17 protein-coding genes are annotated in these 22625 nt (G+C 69.1%); 4 read left to right on the forward strand and 13 right to left on the reverse strand.

The window, feature by feature from the left end:
* Positions 1-47: 47 nt before the first annotated feature.
* A complete protein-coding gene (locus ACGFWE_RS33670) occupies positions 48-671 on the reverse strand; it encodes a TetR/AcrR family transcriptional regulator (RefSeq protein WP_352382344.1) in 624 nt (207 codons plus the stop codon).
* A gap of 187 nt (positions 672-858) precedes the next feature.
* Here ACGFWE_RS33670 and ACGFWE_RS33675 point away from each other — a divergent pair, with 187 nt between their 5' ends.
* Complete coding sequence (locus ACGFWE_RS33675) at positions 859-2406, forward strand: MFS transporter (RefSeq protein WP_393603835.1); 1548 nt, start codon at positions 859-861, stop codon at positions 2404-2406.
* A 274-nt stretch (positions 2407-2680) separates the two neighbouring features.
* Here ACGFWE_RS33675 and ACGFWE_RS33680 read toward each other — a convergent pair whose 3' ends face one another.
* From ACGFWE_RS33680 to ACGFWE_RS33695, 4 genes are all read right to left on the reverse strand, one after another.
* Positions 2681-3586, reverse strand: coding sequence for an ADP-ribosylglycohydrolase family protein (locus tag ACGFWE_RS33680; protein WP_393603837.1), 906 nt, complete (start codon positions 3584-3586; stop codon positions 2681-2683).
* Positions 3587-3598: 12 nt separating this feature from the next.
* Positions 3599-4258, reverse strand: a complete 660-nt coding sequence (locus ACGFWE_RS33685) for a histidine phosphatase family protein (RefSeq protein ID WP_352382350.1) — start codon at positions 4256-4258, stop codon at positions 3599-3601.
* A 124-nt stretch (positions 4259-4382) separates the two neighbouring features.
* Positions 4383-4772, reverse strand: a complete 390-nt coding sequence (locus ACGFWE_RS33690; RefSeq protein WP_352382352.1) for a hypothetical protein — start codon at positions 4770-4772, stop codon at positions 4383-4385.
* Between the two features lie 40 nt (positions 4773-4812).
* A complete protein-coding gene (locus ACGFWE_RS33695; RefSeq protein ID WP_352382354.1) occupies positions 4813-5418 on the reverse strand; it encodes a YdbC family protein in 606 nt (201 codons plus the stop codon).
* 148 nt (positions 5419-5566) lie between these two features.
* Between ACGFWE_RS33695 and ACGFWE_RS33700 the strand changes: the two genes are divergently transcribed.
* Positions 5567-6091, forward strand: a complete 525-nt coding sequence (locus ACGFWE_RS33700; RefSeq protein ID WP_393603840.1) for a TerD family protein — start codon at positions 5567-5569, stop codon at positions 6089-6091.
* A 4-nt stretch (positions 6092-6095) separates the two neighbouring features.
* On the opposite strand, the gene ACGFWE_RS33705 is transcribed toward ACGFWE_RS33700, so the two are convergent.
* From ACGFWE_RS33705 to nrdR, 3 genes are all read right to left on the reverse strand, one after another.
* Positions 6096-6803 carry a DUF6215 domain-containing protein gene (locus tag ACGFWE_RS33705; RefSeq protein WP_393603842.1) on the reverse strand — a complete coding sequence of 236 codons (708 nt, stop codon included), beginning with the start codon at positions 6801-6803 and terminating at the stop codon, positions 6096-6098.
* A 142-nt stretch (positions 6804-6945) separates the two neighbouring features.
* Complete coding sequence (locus tag ACGFWE_RS33710; protein WP_393603844.1) at positions 6946-9846, reverse strand: vitamin B12-dependent ribonucleotide reductase; 2901 nt, start codon at positions 9844-9846, stop codon at positions 6946-6948.
* Between the two features lie 157 nt (positions 9847-10003).
* The gene (nrdR, locus tag ACGFWE_RS33715) at positions 10004-10582 is read right to left on the reverse strand and encodes a transcriptional regulator NrdR (protein ID WP_352382361.1); all 579 of its coding nucleotides are present in this window, start codon (positions 10580-10582) and stop codon (positions 10004-10006) included.
* A gap of 562 nt (positions 10583-11144) precedes the next feature.
* Here nrdR and lexA point away from each other — a divergent pair.
* The gene (gene lexA / locus ACGFWE_RS33720; protein ID WP_352382363.1) at positions 11145-11924 is read left to right on the forward strand and encodes a transcriptional repressor LexA; all 780 of its coding nucleotides are present in this window, start codon (positions 11145-11147) and stop codon (positions 11922-11924) included.
* Between the two features lie 141 nt (positions 11925-12065).
* Here the strand turns inward: lexA and ACGFWE_RS33725 are convergent, their stop codons facing one another.
* The 4 genes from ACGFWE_RS33725 to ACGFWE_RS33740 all read right to left on the reverse strand — a co-directional run bounded on the left by ACGFWE_RS33725 (position 12066) and on the right by ACGFWE_RS33740 (position 19284).
* A complete protein-coding gene (locus ACGFWE_RS33725; protein ID WP_393603846.1) occupies positions 12066-14084 on the reverse strand; it encodes an ATP-dependent DNA helicase in 2019 nt (672 codons plus the stop codon).
* Positions 14085-14337: 253 nt separating this feature from the next.
* The gene (locus ACGFWE_RS33730; RefSeq protein ID WP_393603848.1) at positions 14338-15147 is read right to left on the reverse strand and encodes a GNAT family N-acetyltransferase; all 810 of its coding nucleotides are present in this window, start codon (positions 15145-15147) and stop codon (positions 14338-14340) included.
* A gap of 38 nt (positions 15148-15185) precedes the next feature.
* Positions 15186-17354 carry an IucA/IucC family protein gene (locus tag ACGFWE_RS33735; RefSeq protein WP_393603850.1) on the reverse strand — a complete coding sequence of 723 codons (2169 nt, stop codon included), beginning with the start codon at positions 17352-17354 and terminating at the stop codon, positions 15186-15188.
* Positions 17355-17697: 343 nt separating this feature from the next.
* Positions 17698-19284 (reverse strand): diaminobutyrate--2-oxoglutarate transaminase family protein, encoded by a 1587-nt coding sequence (locus tag ACGFWE_RS33740; protein WP_393603852.1) that lies wholly within the window; start codon positions 19282-19284, stop codon positions 17698-17700.
* A 401-nt stretch (positions 19285-19685) separates the two neighbouring features.
* Here ACGFWE_RS33740 and ACGFWE_RS33745 point away from each other — a divergent pair, with 401 nt between their 5' ends.
* Positions 19686-20915, forward strand: a complete 1230-nt coding sequence (locus ACGFWE_RS33745; RefSeq protein WP_393603854.1) for a trypsin-like serine peptidase — start codon at positions 19686-19688, stop codon at positions 20913-20915.
* A gap of 135 nt (positions 20916-21050) precedes the next feature.
* Here ACGFWE_RS33745 and hflX read toward each other — a convergent pair whose 3' ends face one another.
* Complete coding sequence (gene hflX, locus ACGFWE_RS33750; protein WP_352382373.1) at positions 21051-22547, reverse strand: GTPase HflX; 1497 nt, start codon at positions 22545-22547, stop codon at positions 21051-21053.
* Positions 22548-22625 lie beyond the last annotated feature (78 nt).

Genomic DNA, 22625 nt, shown 5'->3' on the forward strand with positions numbered 1-22625 from the left:
CGACACCCCGGTTCCCCGGGCGGCGTCGAGACGTCCACGGAGAGCACTCACGGTCGGCCCGACCGCAGCAGCGGCAGCACGAACTGGTCGATCATCTCTTCGACATCCTCGTCACTCCATTCGCTTCCGCGCATCTTGGAGCGGTACATCATCATGGCCGGAATGGCATCGAAGACATAGTCGTTGGCCGCGTCAGGACGCACCTCGCCCCGCTCTATCCCACGGATGATGATCTCGCGAAGGAGCCTGACGCTCGGCTCCACGACTCCGTTGAAGATCACGGCATGGAAGCGTTCCGCCTGGACCTGGTCGCATTCGTGAATGACTGCACGCAGGGCGAAGCCGGGGCGGGAGAACATCGCCTCGCGCGCCTGGCGGCACAGTTCGAGCAGGTCCTCGCGCACCCCGCCGAGGTCGGGGGTCTCCTCGAAACGCGGCAGTCCGGCTCGAAGGGCGTCTGCGACGAGATCCTCCTTGGAGGGCCAGCGGCGATAGACCGCGGCCTTGCCGGTCTGGGCTCCGGCGGCGACGCCTTCCATCGTGAGGCCGTTCCAGCCGACGGTGCTGAGCTGTTCCAGTGCGGCGTCGAGGATCGCACGCTCCAGCACGACGCCGCGCCGACGCAGGGAGGCCGTCCGAGCGGGGGCGGCCGTCCAGCGCGAGGTAACCATCTGAGTGTCTCCAGCGAACAGGGAAGCGGGGATTTCGGGGAGGGACGCAGCACCGCACGGCGACACAGGGGGACACGCCGCACGCCAACAAACTTAAGTGAACGCTTGCGTTCACTACTGGGGACTCACTACCGTTGACGCAACAGTGAACGCGACCGTTCACTAAAGCGCTTGTGGGGGACCCATAGTGACTACCTCTCAATTGATCAAGGATCAGAAACCAGGTGCGGCCCGCCGGGAGGGGCGACCCGGCATCGCGCTCGCCGTCATCGCTGCCTGCCAACTCATGGTGGTACTCGACGCGACGATTGTGAACATCGCGCTGCCGCACATTCAAGACGCTCTCAAGTTCAGCACCACCGACCTCACATGGGTCGTCAGCGCCTACACACTCACCTTCGGCGGCCTGCTCCTTCTGGGCGGCCGCGCGGGTGACATCCTCGGGCGCCGCCGGGTCTTCATGACCGGAATCCTGCTGTTCACCTTCGCCTCCCTGCTCGGCGGTCTCGCCCAGGAGCCCTGGCAGCTGCTGGCCGCCCGTGTCCTGCAGGGCGTGGGTGGCGCGATCGCGTCGCCGACCTCGCTGGCGCTGATCACCACCACTTTCCCCGAAGGACCCGAGCGGAACCGGGCCTTCGGCGTCTTCGCCGCCGTCTCCGCGGGTGGCGGTGCCATAGGCCTGCTGGCGGGAGGCATGCTCACCGAGTGGCTCGACTGGCGATGGGTGCTCTTCGTCAACGTGCCGATCGGCGTGCTGATCGCCGTACTCACTCCGCTCTACATCAGCGAGTCCGCGAAGCACAGCGGCCGCTTCGATGTCGCGGGCGCCCTGACCTCCACGGGTGGCATGGCCCTGCTGGTCTACGGCTTCATCCGCGCCGCCGACGAGGGTTGGCGGGACACCCTGACCATCGGGTCCTTCGGCATCGCCGTGGTACTCCTGCTCGCCTTCGCGTTCATCGAGTCGCGCGCCAAGGAACCGATCACCCCCCTGCGGATGTTCGCCGACCGCAACCGCTCGGGCACATACGTGATCATGCTGAGTCTCGCTGCCGCGATGTTCGGCATGTTCTTCTACATCGTGCTCTTCGTCCAGAACGTCCTGGACTACAGCCCGATCGAGGCCGGTCTCGCCTTCCTGCCCGTGACCGTCGTCATCGCACTGGGCGCGGGTCTGTCGCAGCGCTTCCTGCCGGTGCTCGGCCCCAAGCCGTTCATGCTCACGGGTTCCGCGCTCGCGTTGACCGGGCTCGCCTGGCAGGCCCTCATCAGCTCCGACAGCTCTTACGCCGGTGGAGTCCTCGGCCCCATGCTGATCTTCGGCTTCGGCATGGGCCTGAACTTCGTGACGCTGACGATCACCGCGGTCTCCGGTGTGGCCCAGCACGAGGCCGGTGCGGCCTCCGGTCTCCTCAACGCGACGCAGCAAGTGGGCGGTTCGCTGGGTCTGTCCATCCTGACGACGGTCTTCGGATCGGCCAGCAGGAACGAGGCGGAGAAGCAGTTGCCGCATTTCATGGCCGACGGTTCGGCGGAGCAGAAGGCGGAGTTCGCCAAGACGCACCAGCTGCCCGCCCCGTGGGGACACGAAGTACTCGCCCAAGGCATCTCGTCGGGGTTCGTGGCGGCCGCCTCGATGGCCGTACTCGCCCTGGTCAGCGCCTCGTTGGTGATAAAGGTCCGCAAGAGCGATCTGGATGCACTCGCCGGCACGGCGGGTCCGGGGCTCGGCTGATGGAGCCGGGCTCTCGATGAGCCGCGGATGGCCGGACCGGGTCCGGGGGATCGACGGCGAGGACGGCGGTCCGGCCATCCGCATCAGAAGAACCGCACACAGCAGGGCGAGCAGCGCCAACCACCCCATGACCACACCCGCCCCTCTCACATGCCTTGTGCGTGCATCGGCCCATCCGCCGCACGGCAACTGTCACGACAACGAGCATCCGGTTACGCAGAGTTCCGGACACGCACAGAGAGTTTCGACGGCGTTGTGCCGACCGGCAAGAGCGCTACGCCGGCACCTGCAACCACTCGGGAAACGCCTCGGTCCGGTGCACCCACTCGGCGGGCGGCGTGCCGGCCTCGCCCCCGGCGATCACACCGCCCACGATGGCGCAGGTCGTGTCCACGTCACCGCCGACCTGCGCGGTCGTCCAGAACGCCTCTTCGTAGGCGTCCAGGGACCGGGCGGCGGACCAGATCGCGAACGGCACCGTGTCGTGGGCCGTCGTACGGCGCCCACAGCCCAGCACGGCCGCCACGGTGGAGGCGTCGGCGTAGTCGAGCATGTCGCGGGCCCGCCGCAGCCCGGCGCCGACGGCGCTCTTCGGGACGAGCGCGATGACACCGTCCAGAAGCGCGTCAGGACTGGGCGGACCACTGGGAGCTGCGGCCAGCGCGGCGGCCGCGGCAACGGCCATGGCGCCGACGACGGCCTCGCGGTGCTGATGCGTGGGGTACGCAGAGATCTCCGCCTGGTGGGTCGCCTGTTCAGGATCGTCCGCGTAGAAGGCTCCGAGGGGCGGGATGCGCATCGCCGCGCCGTTGCCCCAGGAACCCTGGCCGTTGAAGAGGGCCGCGGCGAGTTCACGCCAGTCACCGCCCTCGCGGACCAGCCGCAGCAGTCGGTTGACGGCGGGGCCATAGCCCCGGTCGAAGTCGTGGTGTTCGGCGAAGGAGTGAGCCAGGGCGTCCTGGTCGACGCGATGGTGGGCGGCCAGGACGGCCACGACCGAGCAGGCCATCTCGGTGTCGTCCGTCCACTGCCAGTGGCCGGGCGGCAGCTCGCGGTTCTTCAGCAGGGGGTAGTTCACCGGTACGAAGAACTGCGAGCCCAGCGCGTCTCCCACGGCCAGGCCACGCAGGCTGGCCAGGGCGCGGTGCAGACGCACTTCGGGTGAGGAGTCAGGGGTCATCGGTCTGCCACTCTAATCGGTGATCCCGTACGGCTGCGGCTCGCGCCAGCGCCCGAAGGGCCGGTCCAGGGCGTACTTGCCGTCGTCCCCGAGAACGAGCATCCGCATCTCGGCGTTCCCCGGATTCGACAGCGACTCGAATTCGGCGACCGTCCAGTGGAACCAGCGCATGCAGAACAGCCGCATCGCCAGGCCGTGCGTCACGATCAGGACGTTCGGCGGGTGGTCGGGCGCCTCGAAGCTGCGGAACAGGCTCTCCAGGAAGCCGCCGACACGGTCGTACACGTCGGCCCCGGACTCGCCCTGGGCGAACCGGTAGAAGAAGTGCCCGTAGGCGTCGCGGTACGCCTTCTGGAGACGTACGTCGTCGCGGTCCTGCCAGTTTCCCCAGTCCTGCTCCCGCAGCCGGGGTTCCTCGCGCACCCGTATGAGCTCGGGATCCAGATGAAAGGCGCGAAGGGTCTCGTGCGTACGACGGTACGGAGAGACGTACACACTGACGCGTTCGCGGCCCAGCACCTCTCGCACGCGTTTTCCGGTCTCCTCCGCCTGCCGCCAGCCCCGTTCGGTCAGGGCCAGGGCGTGGTCGGGCTCGCGTTCATACACGGTGTCATCAACATTGCCCGTTGACTCCCCGTGCCGGACAAGGATGATTCGCCGCGGTCGTGCCATGCCAAGACCCTAGATCGGGTGAGGGCCTATCGAGGACTCGTACGGGCTCCATACGGCGTAGGTCACACATTTCCCGCACCATCGGCCGCCGCCTGGATGATCAAGACGCGGTGGCGGCGGGCGGTCAGGCGTCAGGGTCGACCTCGGGGTGTGTGAACCGCACGGGCTTGCCCAGCGACCGGGCGTAGGCGATTTCGGCTCGGGTGCTGTCTCCGATGTAGTCGCCGACCACGAGCACCTCGTCAGCAAGCCGGATCTTCGCCCGGTGCAGATCGTCGAGTCGCCCCTTCAGCGCCTCGGCCTCGACAGGATCGGACCAGAGTTCGTGCGGCGACTTCATGTCACAGCCCGGTTTGACGACGATCTTTCCGGCTTCGGTCTCCCGCAGATCGGCCTCGGTCATCTCGGTCATGAAGCGGGTGGAGCCGCAGATCGCGACGATACGCGGGAGGTTCAACAGCTTCTTCGCGTCGGCGAGCTTTTCCTCGGGGGTGAGCAGGCGCGGGTACGACACTGATTGCTCCTGGTGTGGTCCAAGGGGCGCCTGCGGAGTTTCACACCGTCCAGGCAGGTTCGAGGTCCAGGATGTCGCCCGTGAGCGCGGCGACATCGGTCTCGGTCTGCGCCCTCAGGGCGAGCCGTTCCACACGTTCGGTGCGGTACTTGCCGTGCTCGGCGGCCGAGCGCCACATCGAGAGCACGAGGAACTCGTGACCGGGGGCCTCGCCGAACAGGCCGCGGATCATCCCCGGGGAACCCGCCATCGCCGGATTCCAGACCTTCTCCTGCATGAGGGAGAAGTGCTCCGCGCGCTCCTCGTGGACGCGGCAGTGGGCGAACCGCACCAGATCGGCGTCGGTGAAGCGGGGCTCGAAGCCCGTCTTCACGTCGAAGCGATAGTCGAACAGCTTGACCTGGATGTCCTTGAACGTGCCTGACTGGGCTGCCGCGAGCCGGTCGTGGGAACGCGCCATGAAGGAGTCGTAGAAGGAACGGCTCTCCCAGAAGGAGAAGATGTGCGCCACACCCTGCCGCCCCCGGCTCCAGCCTCCACCCTGTCCCCGAAACCCCGGCTCTCCCAGAAGCCCCGCCCACTTTCGCTGCCCCCGCTCGAACCCGCGGCGGTCCACCACGGTGCAGCGAATCCACTTGACCAGCACCGCGCCATGGTAAGGCCACGGAGCGTGGCGCCGGTCACTCTCGGCGGCAGAGCAGGCCCCCAAGTGTCCGACCCACGTGGCAGGATGGACAACACGTCTTGCCCGACCGGCAGTTCGGGCCGTGGACACAGGGGGAAGGGGAAATCCGGTGAGCGGCATCAACAAGGGGATCCGCAAGGTCGAGGTCGCGCTCAAATGGGATCCGAGTCCGGCGGGGCAGCCGCCCACCGACCTGGACATCGTCGCGGCGACCTACGTGGAGGGTGACCCGTACGGCGATCCCGCCTATGTGGTGCACTTCGACAGCCGCTCCCCCGACGGCACCATCTATCTCAACCGGGACAGCAAGGACGGCAAGGGCTTCGGCTGGGACGAGGTCATGACCCTCGAACTCGACCGGCTGGACGCCCGGTACACGCGCGTGGTCGTCGGCGCCGTCATCCAGCAGCGCTCCGCGCACCGCACCTTCGTCGGCGTGCTCAACCCGGGTCTGCGTATACGTGAGGGCTACACGGTCCTGGCCGAGGACGACTTCGGCAGTGTCCTCGGCGCTACGGCCGCGAGAGTCGGGGAGTTCGTCCGTCAGGAATCCGGTACCTGGGACTTCCATCCCGGAATCAAGGGCTTCGAGGACGACCCCGCGACGTTCACCCGGAGCATGGGCCGGGCGTGACGCCTCAGCCGGCGGTCCAGCCCGGGACCGTCGGCAGCACCGTCTCGGCGACGCGGAACAACGCGAGGTCATCGGGTACGACGTCGTCCTGACGCCAGATGGAGACCTCGTAGTAGCCGCCGCCGTCCTTGGTGTCCTTGGCGACGAGCAGACTGCGGGCGATACCGCCGGGACCGGAGTCGACCTTGCCGCCACCGAGATCGAACTTGAGGGCGATGGTCCGGTCCGAGTAGAGGACCGCCGGATGTCCGCCTATCGTCCTGCTCTCCGCGGTACTTCCCAGGAAGGCCGCCATCTCGGACACCGGAATGTCGTCGTCGGACGTCGAGAGCTTCACGGAGTAACTGGACAGCTGCACCTCCGCCTCGGGTGTGACCGTCTTGGTGCCATCGGCCCAGCTGCTCATGCTCTCGTTGCCGCTGGCGGTCATCGCGTACTCCGTCGGCGTACCGAGCAGCGTAGGCAGGTCCGCACGGTTCAGGGCTCTGCACAACTGCTCCCCTGAGGCGGGCTTCGACGGCCGGGCACCGTCCGACGCATCACACACGGCCGGCTTGGGGTCGCCGGACTCCTGCTGAAAGGTCCCTGACAACAAAAGAGCGGCGAGCCCCCCGACCAACACCAGTGCCGCTATGCCCTGGCCCCACCCGTTCGAGCCCTTCTCGGGCTGCCTCACGCTCTCCGCGACAGCGGCAATCTGCTGCTCAGTCATGTTCCCCGTGCCCCCACCCTGCCGTCGCGCCGGTCGTGCGCTGGGGGAGCCTAACGTGTGATCGTCCCGTGGAGAAACGGAAAAAGCCGAAGGCGGTGCGGTCGATGTCCGACCGCACCGCCCTCTGGACGGCTGACTCAGATCAGCTGCAACCGCTGGTCGAGCCGCAGCCCTCGCAGATGTAGCAGGAACCGGCCCGCTGCATCTTCGTACCGCAGGAGAAGCACAGCGGGGCGTCCGCCTGGATGCCCAGCTGCATCTCCACCAGCTCGGCGCTGGTGTGCGCCTGCTGCGGGGCGGGCTTGACCGCCTCGACCTCGGCCTTCGGCGTGACGACCGCCTTCAGCTCCTGGGCACGCGGCGCCGACTGGGCAAGCCCCTCGACGTCGACCTCCTCCTCGGTCGGCTCATAGGAGCCGGTCTCGAGGTGGCGCTGACGCTCCTCGGCGGAGTGGATGCCGAGCGCGGAGCGGGTCTCGAAGGGCAGGAAGTCGAGCGCCAGGCGGCGGAAGATGTAGTCGACGATCGACTGCGCCATCCGCACGTCCGGGTCGTCCGTCATGCCGGCCGGCTCGAAGCGCATGTTGGTGAACTTCGAGACGTACGTCTCCAACGGCACGCCGTACTGGAGACCGACGGAGACCGCGATCGAGAAGGCGTCCATCATGCCCGCGAGAGTCGAGCCCTGCTTGGACATCTTCAGGAAGACCTCGCCGAGACCGTCGTCCGGGTAGGAGTTGGCGGTCATGTACCCCTCGGCGCCGCCGACCGTGAAGGACGTCGTGATGCCGGGACGGCCCTTGGGGAGACGCTTGCGGACCGGGCGGTACTCGATGACCTTCTCGACCGTCTCGCGGATGGTCGCCTCGGCCTTCTCCGTGACCTCGACCTTCTCCTTCTCCTTGGTCTTCGCGGAGAGGGGCTGGCCGACCTTGCAGTTGTCGCGGTAGATGGCGAGCGCCTTGACGCCCATCTTCCAGGCCTCGAAGTAGACCTCTTCGACGTCCTCGACGGTCGCCGTCTCCGGCAGGTTGACCGTCTTGGAGAGCGCGCCGGAGATCCAGGGCTGGATCGCGGCCATCATGCGGACGTGGCCCATCGCGGAGATGGAACGCTCGCCCATGGCGCAGTCGAAGACCTCGTAGTGCTCGTGCTTGAGACCGGGGGCGTCGATCACATTGCCGTTCTCGGCGATGTGGGCGACGATCGCCTCGATCTGCTCCTCCTGGTAGCCCATGCGGCGCAGGGCCTGCGGGACGGTGCCGTTGACGATCTGCATCGAGCCGCCGCCGACCAACTTCTTGAACTTGACCAGCGCGAGGTCGGGCTCAAGACCGGTGGTGTCGCAGGACATCGCGAGACCGATGGTGCCGGTCGGAGCGATGACGGACGCCTGGGCGTTACGGAAACCGTTCTTCTCACCGAGACGCAGCACGTCCTGCCAGGCCTCCGTGGCGGCGGCCCAGATCGGCGTGTCCAGGTCGTCCATGCGGACGGCCTTGGTGTTCTCGTCGGAGTGCTGCTTCATGACCCGCAGGTGCGGCTGCGCGTTGCGGGCGTAGCCGTCGTACGGGCCGACGACCGCGGCGAGTTCGGCGGACCGCCGGTACGACGTGCCGGTCATCAGGGAGGTGATGGACCCGGCAAGAGCGCGGCCGCCGTCGGAGTCGTACGCGTGGCCGGTCGCCATCAGCAGGGCGCCGAGGTTGGCGTAGCCGATGCCGAGCTGGCGGAACGCGCGCGTGTTCTCACCGATCTTCTGCGTCGGGAAGTCCGCGAAGCAGATGGAGATGTCCATCGCGGTGATGACGAGTTCGACGACCTTGGCGAAGCGCTCGACCTCGAAGGACTGGTTGCCCTTGCTGTCGTCCTTGAGGAACTTCATGAGGTTCAGCGAGGCGAGGTTGCAGGACGTGTTGTCCAGGTGCATGTACTCGCTGCAGGGGTTCGAGCCGTTGATACGGCCGGACTCCGGGCAGGTGTGCCAGCGGTTGATGGTGTCGTCGTACTGGATGCCCGGGTCGGCGCAGGCCCAGGCGGCCTCGGCCATCTTGCGGAACAGCGCCTTGGCCTCGACCTCCTCGATGACCTCGCCGGTCATGCGGGACGTCAGGCCGAACTTGCCGCCCTGCTCGACGGCCTTCATGAACGTGTCGTTCACGCGGACCGAGTTGTTGGCGTTCTGGTACTGGACGGACGTGATGTCGTCGCCGCCCAGATCCATGTCGAAGCCCGCGTCGCGCAGGGCGCGGATCTTCTCCTCCTCCTTCACCTTGGTCTCGATGAAGTCCTCGATGTCGGGGTGGTCGACGTCGAGGATGACCATCTTGGCGGCGCGGCGCGTGGCGCCACCCGACTTGATCGTTCCTGCGGAGGCGTCGGCACCGCGCATGAAGGAGACGGGACCCGAGGCGTTGCCGCCCGAGGACAGCAGTTCCTTGGAGGAGCGGATGCGGGAGAGGTTCAGGCCGGCTCCGGAGCCGCCCTTGAAGATCATGCCCTCTTCCTTGTACCAGTCGAGGATCGACTCCATGGAGTCGTCGACGGACAGGATGAAGCAGGCGGAGACCTGCTGCGGCTGGGGCGTGCCGACGTTGAACCAGACAGGGCTGTTGAAGCTGAAGATCTGGTGCAGGAGGGCGTACGCGAGCTCGTGCTCGAAGATCTCCGCGTCGGCGGGCGAGGCGAAGTACTTGTAGTCCTCGCCGGCCTTCCGGTACGTCTTAACGATGCGGTCGATGAGCTGCTTGAGGCTCACCTCGCGCTGGGGGGTGCCGACGGCACCGCGGAAGTACTTGCTGGTGACGATGTTGACCGCATTCACCGACCAGAAGTCGGGGAACTCGACGCCACGCTGCTCGAAGTTGACCGAGCCGTCGCGCCAGTTGGTCATGACGACGTCACGATGCGCCCATTCCACCTCGTCGTACGGGTGCACGCCGGGGGTGGTGTGGATGCGCTCGATTCGCAGGCCCTTGTTAGCAGCCGCCTTGGTGCCCTTGGCGCGGGAACTCCGTGCCGGACCGCTCGCCGTCTCTGTCATGCCGCCTCCCTGTACGGGCGAAAACGCCCTGAAGTGCCCCGTTGTTCCCGTGGCACGGTGTTCTGTCTGGTATTGCGGGCACCCACTCGCTACCGCCCGCAACAGGTCTTGGTTCGCCGCCGTCCGGCCGGTCCGGGGTCCCGGCCCGGCCCGCCGATCAGTCGGCGGCGCGGGCGGGCTCCGGGACTTGAGCAGTCCCTCCGGGCCCGCGATCGTCTTCCCGGCTCTCCACAACGGCCTCGTCGCCGTCCACAGCCTCACCGCGGTCCTCGTCGTCCGCGGCGGGGGGTCCCGTGTCTTCCCTCAGTTCCGCGATCGCGGCCTCGAAGTCATCGAGCGAGTCGAAAGCCCGGTAGACGGAGGCGAATCGCAGATACGCGACGAGATCGAGCTCCTGCAACGGGCCGAGTATGGCCAGCCCCACGTCGTGGGTGGTCAGCTCGGCGCTTCCGGTGGCCCGCACCGCCTCCTCGACCCGTTGGCCGAGTTGGGCGAGCGCGTCCTCGGTGACAGGCCGCCCCTGGCATGCCTTGCGCACACCGTTGATGACCTTGGTACGGCTGAAAGGCTCGGTGACCCCCGACCGCTTGACCACCATCAGCGAGCAGGTCTCCACGGTCGTGAAACGACGGGAGCAGTCCGGACACTGGCGGCGCCTGCGGATCGACGTGCCGTCGTCGGTCGTACGACTGTCGACGACACGGCTGTCGGGGTGCCTGCAGAAGGGGCAGTGCATGAACTCCCAACCTCCCTCACAGCAGACTCAATAGCCTCGCTGAGCCCCATGGGCCCCTCGAAGCAGCCCCCAGCATAGGCGATCGCAGCGGGCGCGGAGACCCGGGGGACCACAACTTCTGGGCTGCTGTAGCAATCCAAGCACTACATGTAGGGATTGGCACGGCATACACGCCGCACACGTGTGTCGCGCCGGTATTGGCATGTGCCATACGACCGTCCCGGCGCTCAGGCCCACACGACGCACGGCCGTATCGCTGCGGCGCATGCGGAGATACCGTGGGCACCGCAAGGAGGGGACGTGGGATTCCCGCACAGATGGGAGCCGCTACCCGGCCCACAGCGCACCAGGTGGCAGACTGGGGCAACAACCCGCGAGGTCGCCATCCGGCGGTGAAGAGTACAGCAATGGGCCCTTTTGTTCGGCGGCGGCGCGTTGGCCATACACCCAGACACATCATCGCGAAAGGCGATTCGCGATTTTTCACTCGAACGTGTGTTTGGCGCAACCTTTCGAAAGCAACTACCGTTGTCCAGCAGGGAGACCATCGAGAGGGGCCGACGTGACCACGACCGCAGACAGTGCCACCATCACTGCCCAGGACCGTTCCCAGGGCCGACTCGAGCCGGTGCATGCGATGAACGAAGCCGTGAATCCCGAGGGGCACAAGCGCTCCCTGCCGGGCCGACCTCCGGGCATCCGTGCGGACAGCTCGGGGCTCACCGACCGGCAGCGCCGGGTGATCGAGGTCATCAGGGACTCCGTGCAGCGGCGCGGCTACCCGCCGTCCATGCGGGAGATCGGCCAGGCGGTGGGGCTGTCCAGCACCTCGTCCGTCGCCCATCAGTTGATGGCACTGGAGCGCAAGGGCTTCCTGCGCCGCGACCCGCACCGCCCGCGCGCCTACGAGGTGCGCGGCTCGGACCAGGGCGCCTCGGTGCAGCCCACGGACACCGCGGGCAAGCCGGCCGCGTCATACGTCCCGCTGGTGGGCCGGATCGCCGCCGGTGGGCCGATCCTCGCCGAGGAATCCGTCGAGGACGTGTTCCCCCTTCCCCGCCAGCTCGTCGGTGACGGTGAGCTGTTCGTGCTGAAGGTCGTCGGTGACTCGATGATCGAGGCCGCGATCTGCGACGGCGACTGGGTCACCGTCCGCCGCCAGCCCGTCGCCGAGAACGGCGACATCGTGGCCGCGATGCTCGACGGCGAGGCCACCGTCAAGCGCTTCAAGCGCGAGGACGGCCATGTCTGGCTCCTCCCCCACAACTCCGCGTACGAGCCGATCCCAGGCGACGACGCGACCATCCTCGGCAAGGTAGTAGCGGTTCTGCGGCGCGTCTGAGCCCCGCGGCACACCTCGCCGACCCGACCGGGCCCCGGAACCCCTGCGCCGGTTCCGGGGCCCTGCGCTGTCCTGCCCCGGTGACGGATCGCCGCGCACCCCTGTTGGCCTGACCCGGCGCCGGGTCAGGCCAACAGTCGTTCAGCCGAGCTCCGCCTGGGCTTTCTCGGCATCGGCGGCGAGCTCCGCCGCTTCCATGGCCTTCGCCGCCGCGTCGATCGCCGCCAGCGACTTCCGCACCTGATTACGGTCCGTGGTGTACCAGAAGTCGGGCAGTGACGCCTTCAGATAGCTGCCGTACCGCGCCGTGGCCAGCCGCTGATCCAGTACGGCGACCACACCACGGTCCCCCGAGGCCCGTACGAGGCGGCCGGCGCCCTGGGCCATGAGCAGGGCGGCGTGCGTGGCGGCGACCGCCATGAAGCCGTTGCCACCCGCTTCCTCCACGGCCTTCTGGCGGGCGCTCATCAGCGGGTCGTCGGGGCGCGGAAACGGGATCTTGTCCATGACGACCAGCTGGCAGCTGGGGCCGGGGACATCGACGCCCTGCCAGAGCGACAGCGTGCCGAAGAGACAGGTCTTCGGGTCGGCCGCGAAGTTCTTGATCAGTTCGCCGAGGGTCTCCTCGCCCTGGAGGAGGATGGGGAACTCCGGGACACGGGAGCGCAGTTCCTCGGCGGCCAGCTGGGCGGCCCTCATGGAGGAGAAGAGCCCCAGGGTGCGGCCGCCGGCCGACTGGATGAGCTCGGTCAGTTCATCGAGCATGTCCCCGCGGTCGCCGTCGCGGGCGGGTCGCGAGAGGTGCTTGGCGACGTAGAGGATGCCCTGCCTCGGGTAGTCGAAGGGCGAACCGACGTCGAGGCCCTTCCACTGCGGCAGGTCGTCGCCCTCGGTCCCTTCCGGAGCGAGCCCCAGGGACGCTCCGACGCCGTTGAAGTCTCCGCCCAGCTTCAGGGTCGCCGAGGTCAGGACCACGGAGCGGTCAGCGAACAGCTTCTCTCTCAGCAGGCCCGACACCGACATGGGGGCCACACGCAGGGAGGCGCCGAAGCGGTCGTGACGCTCGTACCAGACGACGTCCCACTCCGAACCGTTGGTGATCCGCTCCGCCACGTCGTGCACCGCCTCCACGGAGGCCAGCGCCTGTTTGCGGACCGCGTCCTCGTCCTGGACAGACTTGTCGCGCGTCGCTCCGATCCCGGAGATGACCGTACGGGCGGCGTCGCGCAGAGCCATGAGCGCGTAGCCGAGGTCCTCCGGGATCTCTTCCAGTCGTCCGGGCAGGGCGAGCTCCATCAGCCGCTCGAAGCCCTCGGCCGCGGTCTGGAGCTGGTCGGCCGCCTTTTCGTTGACGAGTTTCGCGGCGCGGCGCACCGCGCGGTTGACCTGGCCGGGGGTGAGCTCGCCGGTGGCGACGCCGGTGACCCGGGAGACCAGCTCGTGCGCCTCGTCGACGATCAGTACTTCGTGCTGGGGAAGGACGGGGGCGCCGTCGATGGCATCGATCGCGAGCAGCGCGTGGTTGGTGACGACGACCTCGGCGAGCTTGGCCCGCTCACGGGCCATCTCGGCGAAGCACTCGGCGCCGTAGGCGCACTTCGTCGCTCCCAGGCATTCGCGGGAGGACACGGAGATCTGCGCCCAGGCACGGTCGGACACACCGGGCGTGAGGTCGTCGCGGTCTCCGGTCTCGGTGTCCTGCGACCAGTCCCGCAGCCGCAGCAGATCCTGGCCCAGTCTGCTGGTGGGCGCGGCGGCCTCGAACTGGTCGAAGAGGCCTTCTTCCTCGTCCTGCGGGACGCCTTCGTGGAGGCGGTGCAGACACAGATAGTTCGACCGGCCCTTGAGCATCGCGAACTCCGGGCGGCGGCGCAGCAGCGGGTGCAGCGCCTCGACCGTGCGCGGCAGGTCGCGTTCGACGAGCTGTCTCTGCAGGGCCAGGGTGGCCGTCGCGACGACGACCCGCTCCCCGTGGGCGAGCGCGGGCACGAGATAGCCCAGCGACTTTCCGGTACCGGTGCCGGCCTGTACCAGCAGGTGGGAACCGTCGTCGATCGCGTCCGCGACGGATTCGGCCATGGTCACCTGGCCGGGGCGCTCCGTACCGCCGACGGCAGTGACGGCAGCATGCAGGAGTTCGGGGAGTGAGGGCTTCGTCATAGCGCGACCACCCTACGACTCGGCACTGACAAAGGGGTGATCAAGTCGGCGACGAGGGGTGGGATCAAGACCGGTTCCTTGGAGAGGTAGCGGGGATGGGGGTCGGATGGGGGGTCGGATCGGTTCGCCCCCGGTCGGCTTCGGCCGGGTCCGGTTGGGTCGGGACCGAGTCCGATCCGACGGTGTCCGGAATTTGGTGGGAACCGACTCGGCGTGAGCGGTGTACCAAAAGTGATTGCGTGATGACGCGTCGCTACAGCAGACCGCGCAGGGACCGATCTCGGACCATGAGGGCCGCCCGCTTGTCGGGCAGGTCCACCTCGGCGGAGAAGCGGAATCCTGCGCGCAGGAAGGCGGTGACGGACGGGATGTTGCGAAGGTCGGGTTCCGCGATGACGCGGGCGCAAGAGGGCCGCCTGTCGAGTACGAGATCGGCGACGGCTCTGAGAAGGGTGCTGCCGAGACCGCGCCCCCGATCGGTGACGGCGCCGATGAGGAGATGGATGCCGGTGTCGTGCGGTCTGGCCGGATAGTGGCGGGCCAGCGGATCGAGGTCGGCCCGGTAGATCTCCCAGTAGCTCATCGGGGTGCCCCCCAACACCCCGAGGCAGGGAACGCTGCGTCCGTCGCCGGCCAACTGGGACCGCAAGTAGTCCTCCGTTACGTTCTGGGGCCCGGCCAGCTCCCAGAACGCGGTCACGGCGGGGTCGTTCATCCAACGGCAGACGAGGGGAAGGTCCCGCTCGACGCGTACGGGCACGAGGTGGAACACGCCTGCCGGGGTCGCGATCGGACCCCACTCGGCGACGCCGTCGAGCAGGTCGTAGCCAGGCGGGGTGAGTGAGTCGGGCCGGGTGAGTGAGTCGGGCGAGGCGGTGCTGTCGCCCGGGCTCTGTTGCCCGCCCTCCGCTCCGACATCGGTGTCGCCTGCGCCGGACCGTCCCGTCTCGAAGAGGGCGAGCAGTTCGTCCGGCAGACGGAGGTCCAGTGTGTCTTCGTGGTCGCTGCCGACGTCCGGCGAGGGGGCGGAAACGGCGTCGGCACTCGCGTCGGTGGGAGACACGGGGCGCTCCTCTCAGGCGGCGGGGCGGGTCATGTTCCTCAGGAGTGAAGGGGGTTGGCGATGGTGACGTAGACGGACTGGGTGTCGACCGGGCCGACGAGTTCGTCCAGGCCGTGCACTCGGGTCAGCAGATTGGCCTTGCAGCGCAGGACGGGTGAGTCGAGCAGGCGGCCGGGAAGCGTGGTGCGCAGTCGGGTGGGTCCGGAGGCCACAGCGGCGAGGAAGCGGCGGAAGGCGGCGAGCAGCAGCCGTTCGTCGGCCAGGCGCTGGGAGCCGAACGCACCGATGAGGCCGAGGACGTTGTTGATGGCGAGGTAGTAGGCGAAACGCTCGTCGGTGACCTCGTCGGAGACAAAGGTGTCGCTGTGTGCGCCGATGCCGGGCAGCCGGGCGTCGAGTTCCGGCCTCCGGGACTCGCGGAAGTAGTAGCCCTGGTTGTCGCGGTAACGACCACCGACGGGCCAGCCGACGCCGTCCAGCAGGACCAAGGTGTTCTGCTGGTGTGCCTCCAGCGCGATCCCTGCCTCTCCGTCGAGCCACAGCACCGGGCGGACGACGTGTTCCAGGTAGCGCAGGAACCACTCGGCGGCGACGGCTCCTCGGGGGCGGCCGGTGCGGGCGGCGAGGCCGGTGACGACCTCGGCCAGCCGGGACCGCCAGAGCGGCCCGTCCGTGTCCGGGCGGTCCCCGGTGACGCCGGCTCGGGCGTGGGGACGTGGTGAGACGAGTCCGGCGATGCAGGAGACATCGTGCGAAGGGCTGAAGGGGTTGTGCCGGATCACCACGTCGATGCCGGGGACGGGACTGCCGTCGAGTCCGTCGACGGCGAGCCAGGCCGGGTCGCGGACGATGTCGAACGCCGGGTGGGTCGCCTGCCACTCCCTGGACAGGCCGCTGCGCAGGAGCCGGTGCACCTCGACACCGCGGTGGAGTTCCTTGCGGAGGTTCTCGCGGCGGGAGTTGGTGATGCGCAGGCCCAGCGAGAGCTTGAGCATGGCGGGGGCGCCGGAGCGATGGACCGTACGTACGGAGGAGGTGGGGTACCAAGGGGAACCGTGGGTGCCCAGGTCCTGGAGCAGCCCGGTATCGAAGAGAGGGGCGGTCTCGGGGCGGTGCCGGACCTCGCGGAGTTGCCAGGGGTGCAGCGGAAGGGCTGTACGCCCGTCCGGCAGCGCCAGGTCGGGGCCGGCCAAGCGCTGGGTGAGGTGGGCGGCGGTGACGGGGCGGCCGCGTTCGGTCCAGGCCGAGTCGGTGGCGAGGAGGGAGGGGTCGACAGCGAGCCAGTGCAGGCGGAAGGAGCCGCGCGATTCGGGTGAGTACAAGGCTGCTTCGGCTTCGGAGAGACCTTCGCGGCTCTTCGGGGCCGGGTGCAGAGGGTGGCCGAGGACGAGCGACTGTTCGGCGGCGAGGAAGAGGTCGGGGCCGTCGTCGGGGTCTTTGCGGCGCTCTTCGACGAAGGTGGCGGTGCGGCGGACGGAGTCGGCCACGCGAGCCACGAGTTCGGCACCGCCTGCGGAGGCGGAGGTCTCTGTCAGCGACTCACGGGTCAGCAGTGCAGCGACGGTGACTGCGTCGGCCGGCGGGGCTTGTTCGGGGGCGTCGGCGAGACGGGGGCGGCCGAAGCGGTGCCAGCCCGTCGGGGACCAGTAGTGCACGGGGACGAGGAGAGCTGTGCCGCTGGCGGGGAGGGGGATACGAAGGGGGCCGCTCGCGGGGGCGGTCAGGCCGGTCTCGCGGACCCAGCAGCGCAGCAGGTTCTCCACGGTCGCGGCTTCGGCCACGGTGTGCGGGTCGGGTTGGTTCAGGGGGTCGGGCCGGTTCAGGGGATCCGGAGTGGCGCCGCGCAGGCTTTCCCGTTCGGGTGGCCCGCCCTGGGACGGCGTGTGGGCAGCGCGGGGGCGGCGCTGTGGGGAGGGGGCCGCGTCGGAGTAGCTGCGCGGGGGCGTGGGGGTGTTCAAGTTCGGTGTTCCTCGGGGCGGTTCTGGCTGGGAGGGGCTGCTGTCCGGTGGGACGTGAGTCGGTTGTTGTGCTGGGGCCGGGGCCGGGCCAAAGGTGAGGCTGCGGCCAGGGCGGCTCGCTGGGGGTTGGTGAGGGATGAGCGGTCGAGTCGGATGGAGGTGAGCGGTGTTCGGGAGGGAATCGGTGAGCAGTCGGCGTGATGGGAGCGGCCGTTGCGGGGTGCCGCTGAGTGGTGTGCGGCCCGGCATGTGGTGCGGGGGGTGGTGGCTGCTGCGGGGCTGGGCCGGAGTCCGGCTTCTGGCCTCGCCGGGAGTCCGACCCCGGCATCAATTCCAGCTCCGACCCCAGCCGGCCGCCGACCCCGAGCCCGGCCCGCGAGTCCCGCTCCGGCCCCAGCGCCGGCACTGGCACCACCCACAGCCACAGCCCCAGCCCCAGCCCCAGCCCCAGCCCCAGGTGACGCTGTCACACCGGCTCCAGGAGGAGCAGTCAGTCCGATTGCGGACCTGGCTGCGCCCCCAGCTGCCTGGGCCGCTCCCGCCACCACGCCACCTTCCCCCGCTCCTCCGGCCCACGTCGCCACCCCGGCAACTACCTGCTCCCCTCGCCCTGGCTGCACCGTCGATGCTGCCGTTGTCCATCACCGCCGAGCCCGTGACCGCGGGCCACCGCTGCCACGGCGTCGGCGAGGCGGTCGAGGACGGCGGTCGCCTGTTCGTCGGTGATCGTGAGGGGCGGAAGCAGGCGGACGACGCTCGCGTGACGACCACCGAGCTCGATGATCAGGCCCCGCCGGAGGCACTCCCGCTGGACGGCGGCGGCAAGCTCCGGAGAGGCAGGGCGAGGAGACGGAATGACACCGGGCATCACCACGGCGTCCGCGTCACCGGTGCCACCCCGCCCAACCGGGTCCAACAGCTCGACGGACCCACCAACCACGGACCCACCAACCTCACCGAGTCCCCCGGCCCCACCGGCCCCCCACCCGTCGCCCTCACGCTCACTCTCACCATCCGCCTCCACCATCTCGATCCCGATCATCAACCCCCGCCCCCGCACATCACCGATCACAGGAAACTCCCGCGCCAGCGACCGGAGTTGATCCAGCATCCGCGCCCCCAGCGTTGCCGCGCGCGCTGTGAGGTCGTTCTCGCGGACGTAGGCCATCGTGGCGGTGCCCGCGGCCATGGCGAGTTGGTTGCCGCGGAAGGTGCCCGCGTGGGCGCCGGGTTCCCAGACGTCGAGGTCGTCGCGGTAGACGACGACGGCGAGAGGCAGGCTGCCGCCGATGGCCTTGGAGAGGACCATCACGTCCGGGGTGATGCCGCTGTGCTCCACGGCCCAGAAGGCGCCGGTGCGGCCCACTCCCGTCTGGACCTCGTCGGCGATGAGGGGGATCGAGCGGTCGGCCGTGATCCGGCGCATGCGCCGCATCCACTCGTCCGGGGCCGGAAGGACCCCGCCCTCGCCCTGGACGGGTTCGAGGATCATCCCGGCGGGCAGCGGCACCCCCGATTTGGGGTCGTCGAGGACGGACTGCGTCCAGCGCGCGGCGAGTTCGGCACCGAGCGGACCACCGACCCCGAAGGGGCAGCGGTAGTCCTGCGGATACGGCAGCCGGGCGACCCGTACGTCGAGGGCGTCGCCGGACGCTTCGAGCGCGCCGGAGGTCATGCCGTGGTAGGCGCCGGCGAAGGCGAGCAGGCCGGTGCGGCCGGTCGCGGCGCGTACGAGCTTGAAGGCGGCCTCCACCGCGTCGGTGCCGGCCGGGCCACAGAACTGCACGCGCGCGTGGCCGGCGAGCCCGGCAGGGAGGGTGCGGAACAGTTCGGTGATGAAGGCGTCCTTGACGGGGGTCGCGAGGTCGAGGACATGGAGGGGCGCGCCGGAGTCGAGGACCTTGCGGATGGCTTCCAGGACGACGGGGTGGTTGTGTCCGAGGGCCAGGGTGCCGGCGCCCGAGAGGCAGTCGAGGTAGCGGCTGCCGTCGGCGCCCTCGATGGTCAGGCCGCGTGCGCGGACGGGGACGATCGGGAGGGCGCGGGCGTAGGTGCGCGCCGCCGACTCGCGGGCCGACTGGCGCCGCAGGATCTGCTCGTGCGCGGAGCGGTCCTGCGACGCTCTCGCGGCGGCGGGTCCCGCCGCGGCCTCGCCGGGTGCGGTGTCGGTCACGGCCATGGTTCTCCCGTCGTCGCGCTGTGCAGGGGCAAGCGGTTCCCTCACGGACTCACCCGCCCCGACATACGGAGCCCCGGGACCGTTTGCTCGACGTCTCGGCACATCGATGCCCCGACTGTCGGGAAGGCTTCGGGGATTGGGGCGTGGGGGACCGAACCGTCCGCTGGCAGCAAGCCCCCACCGCTACCAACCCCGGACCGATCACCGGGTTACGGGTGGTCTGAAGATCTTTGGCGTGACGGGACTGTTGCGGTTCCGTCAAAACCCGCCCATAGCGGGCGCATAGTGTGTGATGCCGTTCCAAGGCGCGGTACCGGAGGGCGAATTCGCGGGGCGGGGGGCGTCTGCGGGAAGTCCTCGGTTACGGCGCCGGGTTCGTCCACACCAGGGGGAGGCCGAGCATGCGATCCGAACCGCAGTCGTTGACGGCTCGCGGCGAACGTGTAAGGGGCGCGCGCCGCAGAACCTCCCCCGTGCTGGCCGCCATGGCCCTCGCCTCGGTGCTGACACTGACCGCCACCGGCTGCGGCTCCGGCGGTCCTGACGCGAACGCGCAGGCCTCCGCCTCCGCCACGTCCGAGGGAGACGGCAAGATCACGATCCCGGACGACATCAGGGACAGGCTCAAGGAGCACGGGATCGATGTGGACAAGTGGAAGAACGGCGCCTGGAAGGACTGGGACAGGGACGACTGGCTGCGTGAGGCCCAGGACTACGTCAACCCGATTATCGAGGGCCTGTGGGACCCGGAGCGGATGCGGGAGGCCGAGGATCCCGGCCGCGGTGTCCAGGAGAGCGACCTCTCGGGTGACCGGGGTGTGACCGACCCGGAGCCGGCGCCGGTGGACGCGAAGGCCGTCTCGCCTACGTACCACGACAACGTTCCCGAGGCGGGCAAGGTGTTCTTCGACTCCCCCGAAGGCACGATGGTCTGCTCGGCGACGGTCGTGGTGGACCCGGCCCACCCGGGCAAGTCCAACCTGGTGTGGACGGCGGGGCATTGTGTGCACGCGGGCAGGAGTGGCGGCTGGTACCGCAACATCGCGTTCGTGCCCTCGTACAACGACCGGGCCCTGTCGGCAGAGGAGTTGGCCGACGCGACCGAGGGCGAGCTCGCTCCCTACGGCGTCTGGTGGGCCGACTGGGCGGGGACCTCGGACCAGTGGATCGCACAGGGCGGTCCGACCGGCGGGGAGGGCGCCCCGTACGACTTCGCCGTCATCCATGTGACGCCGGAGGAGGGTGGCAGCGGGAAGTCGTTGGAGGAGACGGTCGGTTCGGCCCTGCCGGTGAACTTCGCCGCACCGGCGGTGCCGCGGGTGGAGAGCATCACGGTGGACGGGTATCCCGCGGCGGCGCCGTTCGACGGGGAGACGCTGTATCAGTGCCAGGACAGGCCGGGACGGCTGTCGATCAACGCCTCGGATCCGACGATGTACCGGATCGGCTGCACCATGACCGGTGGTTCGTCCGGCGGCGGCTGGGTCTCGACCGGCGCGGACGGGGAGCCGGCGCTGGTGTCCAACACCTCCATCGGCCCGGTGAACGCGGGCTGGCTGGCCGGGCCCCGGCTGGGTGAGGCGGCCGAGGGGGTGTACGACACGGTCAGTCGGAAGTTCGCGGGGCGGTGAGGGCCCCCGGCGACTTCCGGCACCCCGACGACCACGACCTCCGGCACCCTGACGACCAGGACCGGCGGTGACCCGAACACGCTGAGAGGCCCGCCCCTTCTCGAAGGGGCGGGCCTCTCAGGAGAGCAACAACACTCAGGCCACAACCGGCACCGGCACGTACGGCGCCAGATCCGCGGCCAGTTCCTCGTGGACCCGCACCTTGAGCAGGGTGCCCTCCGCGGTGTGCTCCTCGGAGATCACCTCGCCCTCGTCATGGGCGCGGGCGACCAGCCTGCCGTGGGTGTACGGCACGAGCGCCTCGATCTCGACGGACGGCCTGGGCAGTTCGTTGTCGATCAGGGCCAGCAGCTCGGTGATGCCCTGGCCGGTACGGGCCGAGACCGCGATGGAGCGCTTCTCGATCCGCATCAGCCGCTGGAGCGTGAGCGGGTCGGCCGCGTCGGCCTTGTTGATCACGACGATCTCCGGCACGCCGGTGGCGCCGACATCCCTGATCACCTCGCGTACGGCGGCCAGCTGCTCCTCCGGGTCCGGGTGCGAGCCGTCCACCACGTGCAGGATCAGGTCGGACTCGCCGACCTCCTCCATGGTGGAGCGGAACGCCTCGACCAGGTGGTGCGGCAGGTGCCGTACAAACCCGACCGTGTCGGCCAGCGTGTACAGACGGCCGCTCGGGGTCTCCGCCCGGCGGACGGTGGGGTCCAGGGTCGCGAACAGGGCGTTCTCGACCAGGACTCCCGCGCCCGTGAGGCGGTTGAGCAGGGAGGACTTGCCGGCGTTGGTGTAGCCCGCGATGGCGACCGAGGGCACCTTGTGGCGCTTGCGTTCCTGGCGCTTGATCTCGCGGCCGGTCTTCATGTCCGCGATCTCCCGGCGCATCTTCGCCATCTTCTCGCGGATCCGACGCCGGTCCGTCTCGATCTTGGTCTCACCGGGACCACGGGTGGCGAGGCCGCCGCCCTTGCCGCCGCCCATCTGACGGGACAGCGACTGGCCCCAGCCGCGCAGCCTCGGCAGCATGTACTGCATCTGCGCGAGCGCGACCTGCGCCTTGCCCTCTCGGGACTTGGCGTGCTGGGCGAAGATGTCGAGGATCAGGGCCGTACGGTCGATGACCTTGACCTTGACGACGTCTTCGAGGGCGATGAGCTGGCCGGGGCTGAGCTCGCCGTCGCAGATGACGGTGTCCGCGCCGGACTCGACGACGATGTCGCGCAGCTCCAGGGCCTTGCCGGAACCGATGAAGGTGGCCGCGTCGGGCTTGTCGCGGCGCTGGATCACACCGTCGAGCACGAGCGCGCCCGCGGTCTCCGCGAGGGCGGCGAGCTCCGCGAGGGAGTTGTCGGCGTCCTGCGCGGTCCCCGTGGTCCAGACGCCGACGAGCACGACCCGCTCCAGACGGAGCTGGCGGTACTCGACCTCGGTGACGTCCTCGAGTTCGGTGGAGAGGCCGGCGACGCGGCGCAGGGCCGCGCGCTCGGAGCGGTCGAGCTGCTCGCCGTCCCGCTCTCCGTCGATCTCGTGGCTCCAGGCGACGTCCTCTTCCATCAGGGCATCGGCCCGAAGACCTTCGGCGTAGGTGTGCGCGAGGAACTGCGTGTCCTGGGAAGAGGATGAAGAGGAGGTCATTTGATCCTTACGTCGATGAGGATGCCGATTCGGCGGTCAAGTCATACAACGCACGAGTACCCCGGGAGATTCCCGCGT

Source organism: Streptomyces sp. NPDC048523, assembly GCF_043199815.1.
Taxonomy (GTDB): Bacteria; Actinomycetota; Actinomycetes; order Streptomycetales; family Streptomycetaceae; genus Streptomyces.